The sequence below is a fragment of the Geodermatophilus ruber genome, from assembly GCF_900114385.1.
GTDB lineage: Bacteria > Actinomycetota > Actinomycetes > Mycobacteriales > Geodermatophilaceae > Geodermatophilus > Geodermatophilus ruber.
On record NZ_FOSW01000012.1, the window covers coordinates 17,410 to 32,543 of the forward strand.

Genomic DNA, 15,134 nt, shown 5'->3' on the forward strand with positions numbered 1-15,134 from the left:
GTGATCAGGGGCGCCCGGGCACCGGCCGGCAGTCGGCGGTGCAGCGCGGGCTCTCGGCCACCAGGTCCCCGATCTGCTCCGGGGTAGCCAGCCCGGTCAGGTCGCCGCCCCGCCGGACGGCGAGCAGCCACGCCATCGCCAGGGAGCGCTCCCCCTCCCGCTCGGCGGCGATCTCCCGGTACGTCGCCGCGCCGGAGTTCAGCCGGCCGGTGAGCGCGGTGACCTCCTCGGCCATCGTCGCGCCCTCGGCGATCGGGAAGTCGAAGTCGCGCGGCAACGCGTACCGGCCGGTCCGCCACCCGTCGCGGATGTCGAGGTACTGCCCTCCCAGCGGGCCCAGCACCGCCACCCCGGCCGCCGTGACCAGCAGCAACCGGGCCAGCGGGGCCCGGCGACGGGCCAGGACGTCGACCACGACCGCCAGGGCGAGGGCGACGAGGACCGGGATCGCCACCGCCCGGCGGACGCCGAGCACCCCGCCACTGAGGGCGTAGAGCACCACGGTGAGGACCAGGGCGAGCGTCCACGGCCAGAGCCGGGGCCGCAGGGCCGTGCCGGCGACCACCGCGACGGCCAGGACGCCGGCCAGCCACGGGGAGCCCAGCGCCGGCGCGTCGGTGAAGTAGTAGTAGGACTCCCCCCGGACGAACAGCTCCCCTCCCAGGCTGCGCAGCGCGGCCACCGGATCGGCGGAACCCACCGACCCGCCGCCGAGCACGATCCGCCCACCGCCCTCCCACCACACCAGCGGGACGAGCACCACGGCCAGCCCGGCCGCGGACGCGGCGAGAACGGCGCGCAGGTGGCGTACCCGGCTCGGGGAGCGGACCAGCCGGACGGCGACGAGCGCGCCCACCGCCCCGGCCCACGCCAGCCCGGCGCCATAGCTGGAGACCGCCACCCCGGCCGCGACCGGCGCGAGCACCCACACCCGCCGCTGCGAGGTCGCCAGCAGCAGCGCGGCCAGGCCCCACACGACCTCCAGGCCGTTCTCCGTCGCCAGCCAGGCCACGGCGCCGACGCCGGGCAGGAGGACGGCCGCCAGCGCGCCCAGCGCTGCCGGTCCCCGCCCGCAGCCGAGCCGGCGGCGCAGGGTCGCGTGGACCAGCGGCGCCACCAGCGCCATGGCCAGCGCCTTCCAGGTGCGCCCGTAGAACAGGTCGAAGGAGGGGTCCAGGTGGGAGAACAGCCAGAACTGGACGTGCCCGGCGAAGTTGGTCGCGTAGACCGTGGGCTGGAAGCGGCCGGGCACCGCGACCACGTCCAGCAGGCTCACCGAGACCTCCTCGCCGGAGAGCAGCCCCTGGGCGTTCACCGCGGCCACCGAGGCCAGCCCGACCGCCGCGGCGACGGCGTAGAGCCCGGCGGCGATCGCCGCGTCGGCCCACCGGCGCAGGGCCCGCGCGGCCGACGCGAGGCCGGACGCTGCCGCCATCACCGGCTACCGGTGCTCGCTCATCTCTCGCGCCTCGCTCACGCGTCCTCCCCGCTGGCGCTCGTCGGCCGCCCGCGCGGCGCTGCCGTGCCCCTGGATGCGCTCGGATGCTCGCTCACCGGAGCGCCAGGTTCAACACGACCACGAGCACCGCGCGATGCCGACCACGACGCCGACCACGAACGCCGCCCGGCGGCGACGAACGACGCGTCCGGGCGCAGGGCGTCCCCGGGCTCGGGGCCCGGTCGGGTGGGCTCAGGCGATGCGGCGGGCCCCCGGCGACGGAACGACGGTGAAGGTCCGCGGCGCGCGGTACCCCTCCTGCGCGAACCGATCCGTGATCATTGTCGCAACTGTGCTGGTCAGCGCGGCATCGACGAGCACGACGGCGCTGCCGCCGAAGCCGCCGCCCACCATGCGGGCGCCGGCCGCACCGCCCTCGAGGGCGGTGACCACGGCGGTGTCGAGCTCGACCGTGGAGATCTGGAAGTCATCGCGCAGCGAGGCGTGCCCGGCGGTGAGCACCGGCCCGATCGCCGCCGGGTCCTCGGTGTCCCGCAGGATGCGCACGACCTCGAGCACCCGGGCGTTCTCGGTGACGACGTGCCGCGCCCGGCGCAGCAGCACCGCCCCCTCGGGGGTGCCGTCGTCCAGCGCGGCCGGCGCGGTGACGTCGGGGACGTCGCGCAGCGCGGCCACGCCCAGCCGGGCCGCGGCCTGCTCGCACTCCCGCCGCCGGTCCCCGTAGCCGCCGGTGGCGTGGTCGTGCGCGGTCCCGGTGTCGACGACGAGCAGTTCCAGCCCGGCGGCCGCCAGGTCCAGGGGCACCTGCTCGGAGCTGCGGTCGCGGGTGTCCAGGAACAGGGCGTGCCCGGCGGTGCACAGCAGCGACGCGGACTGGTCGAGGATGCCCGTCGGCGCGCCCACGAAGTCGTTCTCCGCCCGGCGGGCGACGTCCACCAGGTCGGCGACGGCCAGGTCGGGCGCGGCGAGGTCGCGCAGCGCCAGCGCCACCGAGCAGGACAGCGCGGCGGACGACGACAGGCCCATCCCGGCCGGGACGTCGCCGTCGACCAGCACGCTGAGTCCGCCGCGCACCCGGTCCCGCAACGCGTCGACCACCCCGGCCGGGTAGCCGGCCCAGCCGCCCGGGCGCCCGGGCGCCAGCTCGGCGACCGGCACCTCCACCCGGTCGCTCGGGTGCTGCGCGGAGACCAGCGCCACCCGCCCGTCGCTGCGCCGGGCCACGGCGGCGCGGGTGGTGTGCGGCAGGGCCACCGGCAGCACGAAGCCGTCGTTGTAGTCGGTGTGCTCGCCGATGACGTTCACCCGGCCGGGCGCGGCCCACACGCCCTCGGGCTGCCCGCCGAACGCCTCGGCGAACGCCCGCCGGGCCCGTGCGGCAGCCGTCACCGCACGCTCCGCAGCTGCTCGGCGACGTCCTCGGGGGTGGTGTCGCTGATGAAGGCACCCATGCCCGACTCCGAGCCGGCCAGGTACTTCAGCTTCCCCGGGGCGCGGCGCAGGGAGAACAGCTGCAGGTGCAGCCACCAGTCCTCCCGGCCGCGGCCCACCGGCGCCTGGTTCCACGAGGAGATGTAGGGCATGGGGGTGTCGAACCGGCGGGCGAACCGGCCGAGGACGTCGAGGGAGATCCCGGCCAAGGCGTCGCGCTCCTCGCCGGTCAGCGCCGGCAGGTCGGGCACGCGGCGGTGCGGGAACAGCTGCAGCTCGTAGGGCCAGCGGGCCGCGGCCGGCACGAACGCCGTCCAGTGCTCGTTCGCGGCCACCACCCGGGGCCCGCTGCGCTCGGCGGCGACGACGTCGGCGAACAGGTCGCCCCCGGTCGCCCGCCGGTGCCGCTCGACCGAGGCCAGCACCTTCTCCACCCGCGGCGTCACGAACGGGTAGGCGTAGATCTGCCCGTGCGGGTGGGAGAGGGTCACCCCGATCTCCTCGCCGGAGTTCTCGAAGACGTGCACCTGCTCGACGCCCTCGACCGCCGACAGCTCGGCGGTGCGGTCGGCCCACACATCGACGACCAGCCGCGCCCGCTCGGGCCCGAGGGTGGCGAAGGACCGGTCGTGCTCGCTGGTGAAGACGACCACCTCGCAGCGCCCGAACCCCGGGCGCAGCTGCGTGAGCGGCGCCCCCGGCGCCGAGGGCGGGACGTCGAACTCCACCGCCGTCGCCAGTGCCGGGAACCTGTTCTCGAAGACCGCCACCTCGAAGCCGGCCTCGGGGATCTCCGTGGGCGGCCCGTCCGGGCGCGTGGGGCACAGCGGGCACCGGTCGGCCGGCGGCAGGAACGTGCGGGACTGCCGGTGGGAGGCCAGCGCCACCCACTCGCCCAGCAGCGGGTCCCACCGCAGCTGCGAGCGGGTGCTGACCGCGGGCAGCTCCCGCGGGTCGACCGCGGTCCGCTGCGGGGCCTGCGTCCCCGCGGCGAAGTACAGGATCTCCCGGCCGTCGGCCAGCCGACGGCTCGTCCGGACCACCACTGCTCTTCCTGCCTCCGGTCACCGGGCGTGAGCGGCGTCCAGACGCTAGCCCCGCCGTTGCTCACCGGCTACCGGGGCCGTGCACCCGGTGGCCGGGACGACGAGAGCCCCCGGCCGGATGGCCGGGGGCTCTCGCCCGCTGTAGCCCCGAAGGGATTCGAACCCTCGCTACCGCCGTGAGAGGGCGGCGTCCTGGGCCGCTAGACGACGGGGCCGTGCGCACAGCATTTTGCCACGCCCGTCCCGGCAGCCGGACACCGACCCCGGGTCGGGCAGCGTCCCCCGGAACGACGAGAGCCCCCGGCCGGATGGCCGGGGGCTCTCGCCTGCCGTAGCCCCGAAGGGATTCGAACCCTCGCTACCGCCGTGAGAGGGCGGCGTCCTGGGCCGCTAGACGACGGGGCCGTGCGGTCGTGCGGTGGTGCTCGGAGGAACGCTGTTTCCAGGACAACAGCTTCCTCGCTGGGGTACCAGGACTCGAACCTAGACTAACGGAACCAGAAACCGTCGGGCTGCCAATTACCCCATACCCCAAGGGTCGTGCTGCGCCTCGCGGCGCCGAGAAACACCATACCCGACGTGCACGGAGGGGTTCGGCACCCCCCGGGGTGACGCTGGTCGCAGGTCCTGCGCCGGGGTGACCGTCTCCGGGTGCAGCCGCCCGCGGGAGCGGGCCACCAGGGCGACGTAGGCGGCCATGGCCAGCAGATCGATCGCCACGATCAGCAGGCCGGTGCCCGTCGGCACCGAGTCGGTGGTCACACCCTCACCGAGCCCGCCGGCCAGGAGGAAGACCAGCACGTTGTTGACCGCGTGCAGCACGATCGCCGCCTCGAGCCCGCCGGTCAGCCACACGACCGCCGAGGCGGCCAGGCCGAAGGCGAACCGGTCGAGGAAGGTCCACACGTCCGGTGGGACGTGCAGTGCGGAGAACAACGCCGCGGTGAGCACGCCGGCGACCACGGCGCCCGTGCCCGGGGAGCGGAACCAGCCGGCGATCGCCTGGCTGAGGTAGCCGCGGAAGACGTACTCCTCCGCCGCGGACTGCAGCGGCGTGGTGCACACCACCACCAGGACCAGCCAGAGGAAGGACGAGGTCGGGCCGGTCACCTTCCCGCCGTCGACGAGGAAGCCGAGCAGGACGGCGAGCAGGATGCCGACCCCGAGGGTGGGCAGCGCCAGCAGCGTGTAGGGCAGGAACAGCCGCCAGCGCAGCCGGGCGCGCACCGACGAGGACCACCCCGGCCGCATCCCGTGGGCGGCCACCCAGGCCAGCCAGATGATCGGGATGGCCACGATCAGCGAGAGGTTGGTCACCAGCAGCGTGCCGGGATCGACCAGGTCGAGCAGCTTCAGGTCGGGGAACACGCCGGTGACCAGCGCCACCAGCACGACGCCGGTGGCTGCCACCAGGTAGACGACGGTGATCAGCAGCAGCCCGAGCAGGGGCCGCCACCACCGCCAGTCCCGCGAGCGCATGGCGCGCAGGTACGGGACCGGCACGTCGTGCGGCGGCGTCCCCGGCGGTGGCGCCCACCGCATCCCCGGGGGTGGCGCCCAGCCGCCGGGTGGCGGTGCCCACGAAGGCGGAGGCCCCGGCGGCCCGGGGACGGGGGTGTGCGGCCCCGGCTGCATCGGCACCGGCCCCAGAGGCCAGGGCACCGGCCCCGGGGGCGACGGCACCGGACCGGCCGCAGCGCCACCGGGCGGCGCCGAGCGGGCCCCGTGCAGCGCCCCCGGGACGAACGGCGGCGCCCCGTAGGGCCCGGTCGGCGGCGGCCCGGTGTAGGGCTCGTCTGCGGAACCGGGCAGCTCGTCGTCCCGGTCGTGCGGCGGCACCCCTGTCGTCACCGGGCTCCGATCACCCGGCGATCGTCGCGCGGGCCGCGGCCAGGCGGCCCAGCGTGCGGTCCCGCCCCAGCAGCTCCATCGACTCGTACAGCGGCGGGGAGACGGTGCGCCCGCTGACGGCCACCCGTACCGGCCCGAACGCCTGCCGCGGCTTGCGGCCCAACCCCTCCACCAGCGCGCTCTTCAGCGCGGCCTCGATCTCCGGGGTGGTCCACTCCCCCAGCCCGGACAGCGCCGCCGTCGCGGCGTCCAGCACCTCGGCCGCCTCGGGGCCGGCCAGCTGCTTGGCCGCGGCCGCCGGGTCGATCTCGACGTCGTCGGTGAAGAGGAACCGCAGCAGCCCCACCGCGTCGGAGAGCACGATCATCCGCTCCTGCGCCATCGGCGCGATCGCCCGCAGCAGCCGATCCTGCTCGGGCGTCGGCGGGTCGCTCACCAGCCCGGCCCGGGCGAGGAAGGGCACCACGCGGGAGATGAAGTCCTCCAGCGGCAGGGCGCGCAGATGGGCGGCGTTGATCGCCTCGGCCTTCTTCAGGTCGAAGCAGGCGGGGTTGGCGCTGACCCGGGTGACGTCGAAGGCCTCCACCATCTCCTCCATCGAGAAGATGTCGCGGTCCTCGGCGATCGACCAGCCCAGCAGCGCGAGGTAGTTGGCCAGCCCCTCGGGGAGGAAGCCCCGATCCCGGTAGACGTCGAGGTTGGACTGCGGGTCCCGCTTGGACAGCTTCTTGTTGCCCTCGCCGGTCACGTACGGGAGGTGGCCGAACCGCGGGGTCCCGGAGGCCACGCCGATGTCGGTCAGCGCCCTGTAGAGGGCCAGCTGACGCGGCGTCGAGGGCAGCAGGTCCTCACCGCGCAGCACGTCGGTGATGCCCATCAGGGCGTCGTCGACCGGGTTGACGAACGGGTAGAGCGGCACCCCGTTGGCCCGCACGAGCACGAAGTCGGGCACGGAGCCGGCGGCGAAGCGGATCTCCCCGCGCACGAGGTCGTCCCACACGAGGTCCTCGTCGGGCATCTTCAGCCGCAGCACCGGCTCGCGGCCCTCGGCCCGGAAGGCGGCCTTCTGCTCGTCGGTCAGGTACCGGTCGGCGTTGTCGTAGCCCAGCTTGGGGTCCTGCCCGGCGGCGAGCCGGCGGGTCTCGACCTCCTCGTTGGTGGAGAAGGACTCGTAGGCGTGACCGGCGGCCAGCAGCTTCGCGGCGACGTCGCGGTAGATCTCGTGGCGCTCGGACTGCCGGTAGGGCTCGTGCGGGCCGCCGACCCCGGGGCCCTCGTCCCAGTCCAGGCCCAGCCAGCGCATGCAGTCGAGCAGGTGCCGGTAGGACTCCTCGGAGTCGCGGCTGGCGTCGGTGTCCTCGATGCGGAAGACGAGCCTGCCGCCGGTGTGCCGGGCGTGCGCCCAGTTGAACAGTGCCGTCCGCATCAGGCCGACGTGCACCATGCCGGTCGGCGAGGGGCAGAACCGGGTCCGCACGGTCGCGGGGGTGGTCACCGCGCGCCTCCGGCGGTGGACGTGGTGTCGGCGTCGGCCACGGTGTTGGCCAGCGTGCCCAGGCCCTCGATGCTCACCTCCACGCGCTGGCCGGCCCGGATCGGGCCGACGCCCGAGGGCGTGCCGGTGAGCACCACGTCGCCGGGCAGCAGGGTCATGACCTGCGAGATGTGGGAGATCAGCGTCGGGACGTCGAACAGCAGCTGGCTGGTGCGGCCCTGCTGGCGCAGCTCGCCGTCGACGGTGCAGGTGATCTCGAGGTCGGCGGGGTCCTTGCCCAGCGCGGCGAGGTCGGTCTCGATCCACGGGCCCAGCGGGCAGAAGGAGTCGAAGCCCTTGGCGCGGGTCCACTGCCCGTCGTTGCGCTGCATGTCCCGCTCGGTGACGTCGTTGCCGATCGAGTAGCCGAAGACGCTGGACAGCGCCTGCTCGGGGCTCACGTGCCGGGCGCCGCGGGCGCCGATGACGACGGCCAGCTCGGCCTCGTGGTGCACGTTGGTGCTGCCCGGCGGGATCCGGATCGCATCGCCCGGGCCGATGACCGAGGTGGAGGGCTTGAGGAACAGCAGCGGCTCCTTCGGCGCGTCGCCGGTGTTCATCTCCTGGACGTGCGCGGCGTAGTTCTTGCCGACGCAGACCACCTTGCTGGGCAGGATCGGCGAGAGCAGCCGGACATCGGCCTGGTCGAACCGCTGGCCGGTGAAGGAGATGGTGCCGAACGGGTGGCCCTCGATCTGGGCGACCTGGCCGTCGCCGTCGAGGACACCGAAGGACATGCCGGAGGGCGAGGCGAAACGAACGATGCGCACGGGTCGAGGCTAGTCGCCGGGGCATGGTGCGTCCGGGCTGGTCGGTCACGGGGCGGTTGCCCCTACGGTGACGCCATGGCGTGCCGGCTCAGCGAGATCGTCGTCGACTCCCGCGATCCCGAGGCACTGGCCGCCTGGTGGGCGCAGGTCCTGGGCTACCGGGTCCTGTCCCGCGAGGACGGGGCGGTCGAGATCGGCCCGGCGGCCGGGTTCGGCGGGCCGGCACCGACCCTGGTGTTCACCCCCGTCGCCGACCTGTCGCCGGGCAAGCCCCGGCTGCACCTGGACCTCAACGCCACCGACCGGGACCAGGACGCCGAACTCGACCGGCTGCTGGCTCTCGGCGCGGTGCACGCCGATGTCGGCCAGACTGGCGCGGAGAACTGGCACGTGCTGGCCGACCCCGAGGGCAACCCGTTCTGCCTGCTGCGCCGCCGGCTCGACCCGCTGTAGATCCCGAGTCCGAGGAGATTGCCGTGATCCTGATCGTCGTCAAGTTCCCCGTCCGCCCCGAGCGCGTCGACGAGTGGACGACGCTGGCCCGCGAGTACGCCCAGGCGGTGAACCAGGAGCCGGGCAGCCTCTTCTTCGAGTGGTCGCGGAGCCTGGAGGAGCCGGACACCTTCGTGTGCGTCGAGGGCTTCCGGGACGCCGACGCCGGCGCGGCGCACACGAAGACCGAGCACTTCGCGAAGTTCGTTCAGATCGCACCCGACCTCGTCTCGGCGCAGCCGCAGATCATCTACGTGGACGCCCCCGAGGTCAGCGGCTGGGGACCGATGGGCGAGATCCAGCCGCGATGACACTGCGGTCCTCCGGACCGCACCGCGGCCAGGTGCCGTTCCCCGGTCGGGGTGGCCCTGGCCGCGGGGTCACCGTCAACGGTGCCGAACGGCATAGGTGAGGGCGTCGACCAGCGCGTGCCAGGAGGCCTCGACGATGTTGTCGTGGACGCCGACGGTGGTCCACTCCCCCACCCCGTCAGTGGTGTCGATGAGCACCCGCGTGGTGGCGCTGGTGCCGCCCTTCCAGCCGAGGATGCGGACCTTGTAGTCGGCCAGCGACACGTCGGCCAGCCGCGGGTAACGGCTCACCAGCGCCTGGCGCAGCGCGTTGTCCAGGGCGTTGACCGGGCCGTTGCCCTCGGCGGTGCTGATGATCCGCTCAGGCGTGCCGTCGTCGTCGAGAACATGCACCTTCACGGTGGCCTCGCTGACCACCACGCCGTTGCCCCAGTGCTCGACGGAGGTCTTGTAGCTCTCCAGCTCGAACAGCGGCGCGGGGGCGTCGGGCAGCTGGGCGCGCAGCAGCAGCTCGAAGGAGGCGTCGGCGGCCTCGAAGGACCACCCGTCGGCCTCCAGCACCTTCACCTGGTCGACGACCCGACCGATCACGTCGGCCTGCCCGTCGAGGTCGACGCCGAGCTCGCGGCCCTTGAGCTCGACCGAGGCCCGACCGGCCATCTCGGTGACCAGGATGCGCATGTCGTTGCCGACGACGGCCGGGTCGAGGTGGTTGTAGAGCTCCGGACTGACCTTGATGGCGCTGGCATGCAACCCGGCCTTGTGCGCGAAGGCCGAGGCCCCGACGAAGGGCTGGTGGTCGTCGGGGGCGATGTTGGCCAGCTCGGCGATCGCGTGGCTGACCCGCTGCAGCTCGGGCAGGCACTCGGCCGGCACGACGGGCAGGCCCATCTTGGTGACCAGGTTGCCGATCAGCGCGAAGGTGTCGGCGTTGCCGGCCCGCTCGCCGTAGCCGTTCGCCGTCCCCTGCACGTGGGTGACCCCGGCCTCCACGGCGGCGAGGGTGTTGGCCACCGCGCAGCCGGTGTCGTCCTGGCAGTGGATGCCCAGCTTCCCGTCCACCCGCGCCCGGACGTCGGCGACGACCCGGCCCACCTCCATGGGCAGCATGCCGCCGTTGGTGTCGCACATGACACCGACCTCGGCGCCGGCGTCGAACGCCGTCTGCAGCACCCGGACGCCGTAGTCGCGATCGGCGGCGTAGCCGTCGAAGAAGTGCTCGCAGTCCAGGAACACCCGCCGGCCGTGCGCCACGAAGAACGCGACGGTGTCGCGCACCATCGCCAGGTTCTCCTCGAGCGTCGTCCGCAGCGCCTCGCGCACGTGGCGCACGTCGGACTTGGCGACCAGGCAGACCACCGGCGTCCCGGCGTCCAGCAGCGCCTGCACCTGCGGGTCCTCCTCGACGCGGACGCCGGCCTTGCGGGTGGCGCCGAAGGCGACCAGCACGGCGTTGCGCAGCGCGAGCTCGGTGCGGGCGCGGGCGAAGAACTCGGTGTCCTTGGGCAGCGCACCCGGCCACCCGCCTTCGATGTAACCGACCCCGATCTCGTCGAGCAGCCGCGCGACGGCGAGCTTGTCGGCGACGGAGTAGCTGACGCCCTCGCGCTGGGCGCCGTCGCGCAGCGTGGTGTCGAAGACGTGGAAGTCGGGGTCGGTGGCCACGGGAGCTCCTGGGGGCGGGTCGGCGAGAATGTCCCGGCAAACAAAAAGACCCCCCGGATACGGGAGGTCTGCGCGCAGTCGGAGGGTGACTGCGCGCTAGGCGATAATGATCGTGCCGGCGAGGTACATCACCATGGAGTAAAGCACAGTCCCGCCGTCCCGCGGACCGGCCGTCAGGGCCGGCCGTCCCCCGGGACGAGGGCCGGATCCGCGCCGAGCACCTCCAGCACCGCCGCCATGTCGACCGCGGCGGCGTCGTCCACCCGCTCGGCGGCCGCCGCCATGGTCTCGAGGACGGCGGCGGTGAGCCGGTCGGGGACCCCCGCCGCCTGCTGGGCGGACCGGATCAACCCGAGGTCCTTGACCGCCCCGGCGAGGGCGAAGCTGACCGTGTGGTCGCCGGCCAGCATGGCGGCCCCCTTGGCGCGGGCGTACGCGCTGTCCACCGGGGCGCCCTCGATGGCGCGGAAGAAGTCCTGCGGGTCCAGACCGAGCCCGCGGGCGAGCGCGATCGACTGGGCGACGCCCGCGGTGAGCAGGAAGATCCACGCGTTGCAGGCCAGCTTGAGCCGGCTGCCGGCCCCGGCCTCCCCCAGCCAGAGCGTCCTGCGCCCGATCGCGTCGCACACCGGGGCCAGCCGCGCGCGGATCTCCTCCGGCCCGGAGGCGAGCAGCACGAGGGCGCCGTCCGCCGCGGGCTTCCGGGTGCCGAGCACGGGGCTGTCCACGAGCACCAGGCCGAGCTCACCGGCCACGGCGATCACCCGGTCGACGCCGGCCAGGCCGACCGTCGCGCACTGCAACCACGGCGTGCCGGCAGCCGGCGCGGCCCGCCGGATCACGTCGATCACCGCATCGGCGTCCAGCAGCACGGTCAGCACCACGTCGGCACCCGCGGCCGCCTCGGCCGGCGAGTCGAAGGCCTCGGCGCCGGTGCCCGTCAAGGCGCGCGCCTTCCGGCCGTCGCGGTTCCACATCCGCACCGGCAGGCCGGCCCGGCGCAGGGAGGCGACCATGCCCGCGCCCATCACGCCGGTGCCGAGGACGGCGACCACCGGGGCAGCCGCGCCCCCTGCCCCGGTCACCCGACCGGCTCCACGGCGCCGCTGCGCGCCGACCGGGTGATCGCCTCGAACGCCCGGACGGTGGCGGCGATCTGCGCCGGCGGGATCGGGTACTCCGCGGCACCCTCCACCGCCACCGCGAAGCTCTCCAGGTTCTCCCGGACCGCCGCGGAGGGCGGCACGAAGCGCTCCTCGCGCGCCCCGCCGCGGTGGGTCGTGGTGACGTCCCAGCCCGCGGGGCTCTCCGGGTGGCTGCGGTCGCGGATCTCCATCCACCCCTGTGACCCGAGCACGCACACCCGGCCGTGGAAGGGCGTGGTGAGGATGGCGGTGAGGGTCGCCGTCGCGCCGTCCGGGAAGCCGAGCGTCACCGACAGGGTGTCCCCGTTGCCGAAGCCGGTGGCCCGCGTGGCCAGCCGGGACCAGACCTCGGTGGGCTCGCCGAGGATGCTGACCGCCAGGTCGACCAGGTGGATCCCGGTGGCCGACAGCGGCCCGACCGGGGCCTCGGTGGCCGACAGGCGCCAGTTGTCCGGCGGCAGCGCCAGGAACTTGTCCTGGCTGAAGTTGCCCTCGAACACCAGCGGGATCCCCAGGTCACCGGCGCGGCAGCGCTCCCGGAGCTCGACCACCGGCGGCTCGAACCGCCGCTCGTGCCCGACCCCCACGCAGACGCCGGCCGCCGCCACCGCCGCCAGCGCGGCCTCGGCCTCGGCCGCGGTCGTGGTGAACGGCTTCTCGCAGAACACGTGCTTGCCCGCGGCGGCAGCGGCGCGGATCTGGTCGGCGTGGAACCGGTGCGGCGAGCACAGCACCACCGCGTCGATCCGCGGGTCCTCGAGCGCCGCGTGCAGGTCCGCGGCGGCGGCCAGGCCCAGCTGCTCGGCCCGGGCGCGGCCGGCCGGCTCGGGGTCGATGCCCAGGACCGGCCGGATCCGGGCGCTGCCGGCCAGCTGCGCCACGACCTGCCGGCCCCACCAGCCCAGCCCGACGACGGCCACCTCGATCACCGGCTCCCTCCCTTCCCCGCTCCGGCCGGTCCCGCCGCCGGGGCCTCAGCCCTCGAGCTTGAGCAGCTTGGCCGCGGTGGCGCCGCGGATGAGGTCCTTGTCCTCCTCGCCCACCCCGCGCACCCCGTCGATCTGCCCGAGCGGGTCGTAGTGGCCCATGTCGAAGGGGTAGTCGGTCCCGATGACCACGTGGTCGGGGCCCATCTGCTGGACCAGGAACTCCAGGTGCGGCGAGTCGAAGACCAGGCAGTCGACGAAGACCTGCCGCAGGTAGGTGCTCGGCGGCCGGGTGATGTGGTGGCGCCCCTCGGGACGCAGCTCGTAGGAGTGGTCCATCCGTGAGGAGTAGAACGGCAGGAACCCGCCGCCGTGCACGAGGCAGAGCGTGAGCGCGGGGTGCTCCTCCAGGACGCCGCCGTGGATCATCCGGGTGATCGCCACGGTGGTGTCCAGCGGATTGCCGATCACGTTGGTCAGGTAGTACTTCTGCAGCCGCTCGCCGTGGGTGAACCCGTTGGGGTGCAGCAGCACCACGACGTCCAGCTCCTCGGCCTTGGCGAAGAACGGGCGGAAGCGCGGGTCGTCGAGGTCGAGCCCGAACACGTTGGTGTTGATCTCCACGCCCCGGAAGTCCAGCTCGCGGACGCAGTGCTCCAGCTCCTCGACCGCCGAGGAGACGTCCTGCAGGGGGACGGTGGCCAGGCCGACGAACCGGTCGGGATGGGCCTGCACCATGGCGGCGAGGTTGTCGTTCTGCAGGCGCGCCAGCCGCCGGCCCAGGTCCACGTCGGTCCAGTAGTAGTACTGGGGCGGGGCCACCGAGAGGGCCTGGACGTCGATCCCCATCGCGTCCATGTCCGCCAGCCGCACGTCGACGTCGGTCGCCTTCGGGAGGATCTCCCTCATGTGGCCGGCCTGGTACTGGTTGGTCTCCCCGCCCGCCCAGTAGGAGAACGGTTCGTACTGCGGCTCCATCAGCCCCTGCACGAGCTCCAGGCAGGCGGGGGTGAGGACGTGCGCGTGGATGTCCACGGTGCGGCCGGTGCGCCCGCTCATGGGTGGGGGTCCTCTCGGCAGCCGGAGTGGTGCAGATCACAGTGGCCTGGCATCGTCTTGTGCATACGTAGTCATGTCAAGCGCTGAGATCTGCTGCCCTTCGGCCGGCTGCCACGCAGCTCATTCCAGCGCCCCGCATTCCGAGAAGGCGCTCGAGAGGTGCTTGACGCATGCATAGCGATGCAGGCATGGTGCGCCCCGAACGTGGCCTACATCACATCTTCTGCACGAAGTGCTCCACCGGGCTCCGCCTCCCGCGGAGCGGGCCGGCGACGAACCGTGCACGTCCCCGGGTCCCCGCGACGGCGCAGCCGGCTCCCCCATCGCTGCACCAGCTGGACGCGCCGGTCGCGTCCGACGAGAGAGGGCGAGGACATGCGGCACAGGACACTGAGGTGGATGGCCGGGCTGGCCGCGATCGGCCTCGCCGCGTCGGCGTGCGCCTCGGGCGGAGGATCGGGCCAGGCCGAGGGAGAGGCCGAGGACGCCGGCGGCGTCGTCAACATGGTCATGGCCCCCGACCCGGTCTGGAAGTGGCTCGAGGACCAGGGCATCAAGCAGGAGATGGAGGAGGCCGCCGGCATCCAGATCCTCACCTCCTCGTCCTGGGACGAGTTCGGCGTCTACGCCGGCGGGCACGCCGACGTCATCTCCGCGGCCACCTACGAGGTGCCCGACCTCGAGGAGGCGACCGGGGACCCGGCCACCGTCTTCGGGGCCTACAACACCGACCGCAGCATCCTGGCCGTCCGCGCCGACAACCCCGCCCAGTCCATCTGCGATCTGGCGGGGCAGCGGATCGCGACGTTCACCAACGTCAGCATCACGCTGATCTGGGGCATGTACGCCAAGGACAAGTGCGACCTGGACCTGCAGGCCGGCGGCGGTGACTTCGAGCTGGTCGTCACCGACATCCAGAACCTGGCCAGCCTCGTGGCCCGCGGCGACGCCGACGCCTGCCTGTGCCTGCCGGACTTCGGCATCCCCGAGCTGTCGTCCAACCAGATCAAGCCGCTGTACGACGGGCAGTCGGCCGCGCAGTTCTGGGCCGCGAACTACGCCGGTAACTCCGAGGACGTCACCCACCCGCAGACCAACGTCTTCGTGGCCCGCGAGGCCTGGGTGGAGCGCAACCCGGACGAGGCGCAGTTCCTCATCGAGCTGTGGGACCGCGGGATCCAGGAGTGGCAGCAGCACCGCGACGAGATCATCGCCGCCTACCCCGAGGACTTCGCCGTCCGCACGCCGGAGGAGATGGCCTTCCTCCAGGACTGGCTGGACAACCGGTTCGACTGGTTCGTCCCGACCGCGTTCATCGACGACGCGTGGGTGGAGGGCGAGACCGAGGTCTTCGACCTGATGCGGGAGACCGGATTCATGGGCGAGGACGTCGAGAACCCCTCCTTCACCACCCTCCAGCCGGAGTCCTGACCGCGCCCGCACCC

At 73.6% G+C, this 15,134-nt stretch carries 13 protein-coding genes and 3 tRNA genes; 3 read left to right on the forward strand and 13 right to left on the reverse strand.

The window, feature by feature from the left end:
* Positions 1-4 precede the first annotated feature (4 nt).
* The 9 genes from BMZ50_RS17525 to BMZ50_RS24570 all read right to left on the reverse strand — a co-directional run bounded on the left by BMZ50_RS17525 (position 5) and on the right by BMZ50_RS24570 (position 8,091).
* On the reverse strand, positions 5-1,435 hold the full coding sequence (locus BMZ50_RS17525; protein WP_091327309.1) for a hypothetical protein: 1,431 nt from the start codon (positions 1,433-1,435) through the stop codon (positions 5-7).
* 255 nt (positions 1,436-1,690) lie between these two features.
* On the reverse strand, positions 1,691-2,848 hold the full coding sequence (gene galK / locus BMZ50_RS17530; RefSeq protein WP_091327311.1) for a galactokinase: 1,158 nt from the start codon (positions 2,846-2,848) through the stop codon (positions 1,691-1,693).
* Positions 2,845-3,933, reverse strand: coding sequence for a galactose-1-phosphate uridylyltransferase (galT, locus tag BMZ50_RS17535; protein ID WP_091327673.1), 1,089 nt, complete (start codon positions 3,931-3,933; stop codon positions 2,845-2,847). Before galT ends, galK begins: the two co-directional genes overlap by 4 nt.
* Before the next feature lie 145 nt (positions 3,934-4,078).
* Positions 4,079-4,151, reverse strand: a tRNA-Glu gene (locus BMZ50_RS17540).
* A gap of 117 nt (positions 4,152-4,268) precedes the next feature.
* A tRNA-Glu gene (locus tag BMZ50_RS17545) sits at positions 4,269-4,341 on the reverse strand.
* A gap of 57 nt (positions 4,342-4,398) precedes the next feature.
* Positions 4,399-4,470: transfer RNA gene (locus BMZ50_RS17550), tRNA-Gln, on the reverse strand.
* On the reverse strand, positions 4,456-5,415 hold the full coding sequence (locus tag BMZ50_RS17555; protein WP_143087209.1) for a CPBP family intramembrane glutamic endopeptidase: 960 nt from the start codon (positions 5,413-5,415) through the stop codon (positions 4,456-4,458). Before BMZ50_RS17555 ends, BMZ50_RS17550 begins: the two co-directional genes overlap by 15 nt.
* A gap of 382 nt (positions 5,416-5,797) precedes the next feature.
* Positions 5,798-7,282 carry a glutamate--tRNA ligase gene (gene gltX, locus BMZ50_RS17560; RefSeq protein WP_245753708.1) on the reverse strand — a complete coding sequence of 495 codons (1,485 nt, stop codon included), beginning with the start codon at positions 7,280-7,282 and terminating at the stop codon, positions 5,798-5,800.
* Complete coding sequence (locus BMZ50_RS24570) at positions 7,279-8,091, reverse strand: fumarylacetoacetate hydrolase family protein (protein ID WP_091327318.1); 813 nt, start codon at positions 8,089-8,091, stop codon at positions 7,279-7,281. The genes gltX and BMZ50_RS24570 overlap by 4 nt, the downstream gene beginning before the upstream one ends.
* 75 nt (positions 8,092-8,166) lie before the next feature.
* On the opposite strand from BMZ50_RS24570, the gene BMZ50_RS17570 reads away from it, so the two are divergent.
* Both BMZ50_RS17570 and BMZ50_RS17575 read left to right on the forward strand, forming a co-directional pair.
* Positions 8,167-8,544 carry a VOC family protein gene (locus tag BMZ50_RS17570; RefSeq protein WP_091327319.1) on the forward strand — a complete coding sequence of 126 codons (378 nt, stop codon included), beginning with the start codon at positions 8,167-8,169 and terminating at the stop codon, positions 8,542-8,544.
* Positions 8,545-8,567: 23 nt separating this feature from the next.
* Positions 8,568-8,894, forward strand: coding sequence for a putative quinol monooxygenase (locus tag BMZ50_RS17575; protein WP_091327323.1), 327 nt, complete (start codon positions 8,568-8,570; stop codon positions 8,892-8,894).
* Between the two features lie 75 nt (positions 8,895-8,969).
* Here BMZ50_RS17575 and cimA read toward each other — a convergent pair whose 3' ends face one another.
* From cimA to BMZ50_RS17595, 4 genes are all read right to left on the reverse strand, one after another.
* Positions 8,970-10,559, reverse strand: a complete 1,590-nt coding sequence (gene cimA, locus BMZ50_RS17580) for a citramalate synthase (RefSeq protein WP_091327326.1) — start codon at positions 10,557-10,559, stop codon at positions 8,970-8,972.
* 173 nt (positions 10,560-10,732) lie between these two features.
* Positions 10,733-11,644 (reverse strand): NAD(P)-dependent oxidoreductase, encoded by a 912-nt coding sequence (locus tag BMZ50_RS17585; protein WP_245753709.1) that lies wholly within the window; start codon positions 11,642-11,644, stop codon positions 10,733-10,735.
* Complete coding sequence (locus BMZ50_RS17590) at positions 11,641-12,633, reverse strand: Gfo/Idh/MocA family protein (RefSeq protein ID WP_091327330.1); 993 nt, start codon at positions 12,631-12,633, stop codon at positions 11,641-11,643. The genes BMZ50_RS17585 and BMZ50_RS17590 overlap by 4 nt, the downstream gene beginning before the upstream one ends.
* Before the next feature lie 45 nt (positions 12,634-12,678).
* Positions 12,679-13,689: an amidohydrolase family protein gene (locus BMZ50_RS17595; RefSeq protein ID WP_091327333.1), complete on the reverse strand. Its 1,011-nt coding sequence runs from the start codon at positions 13,687-13,689 to the stop codon at positions 12,679-12,681.
* A gap of 399 nt (positions 13,690-14,088) precedes the next feature.
* Between BMZ50_RS17595 and BMZ50_RS17600 the strand changes: the two genes are divergently transcribed.
* Positions 14,089-15,120 carry an ABC transporter substrate-binding protein gene (locus tag BMZ50_RS17600; RefSeq protein WP_177212857.1) on the forward strand — a complete coding sequence of 344 codons (1,032 nt, stop codon included), beginning with the start codon at positions 14,089-14,091 and terminating at the stop codon, positions 15,118-15,120.
* The last annotated feature ends 14 nt before the right edge of the window (positions 15,121-15,134 follow it).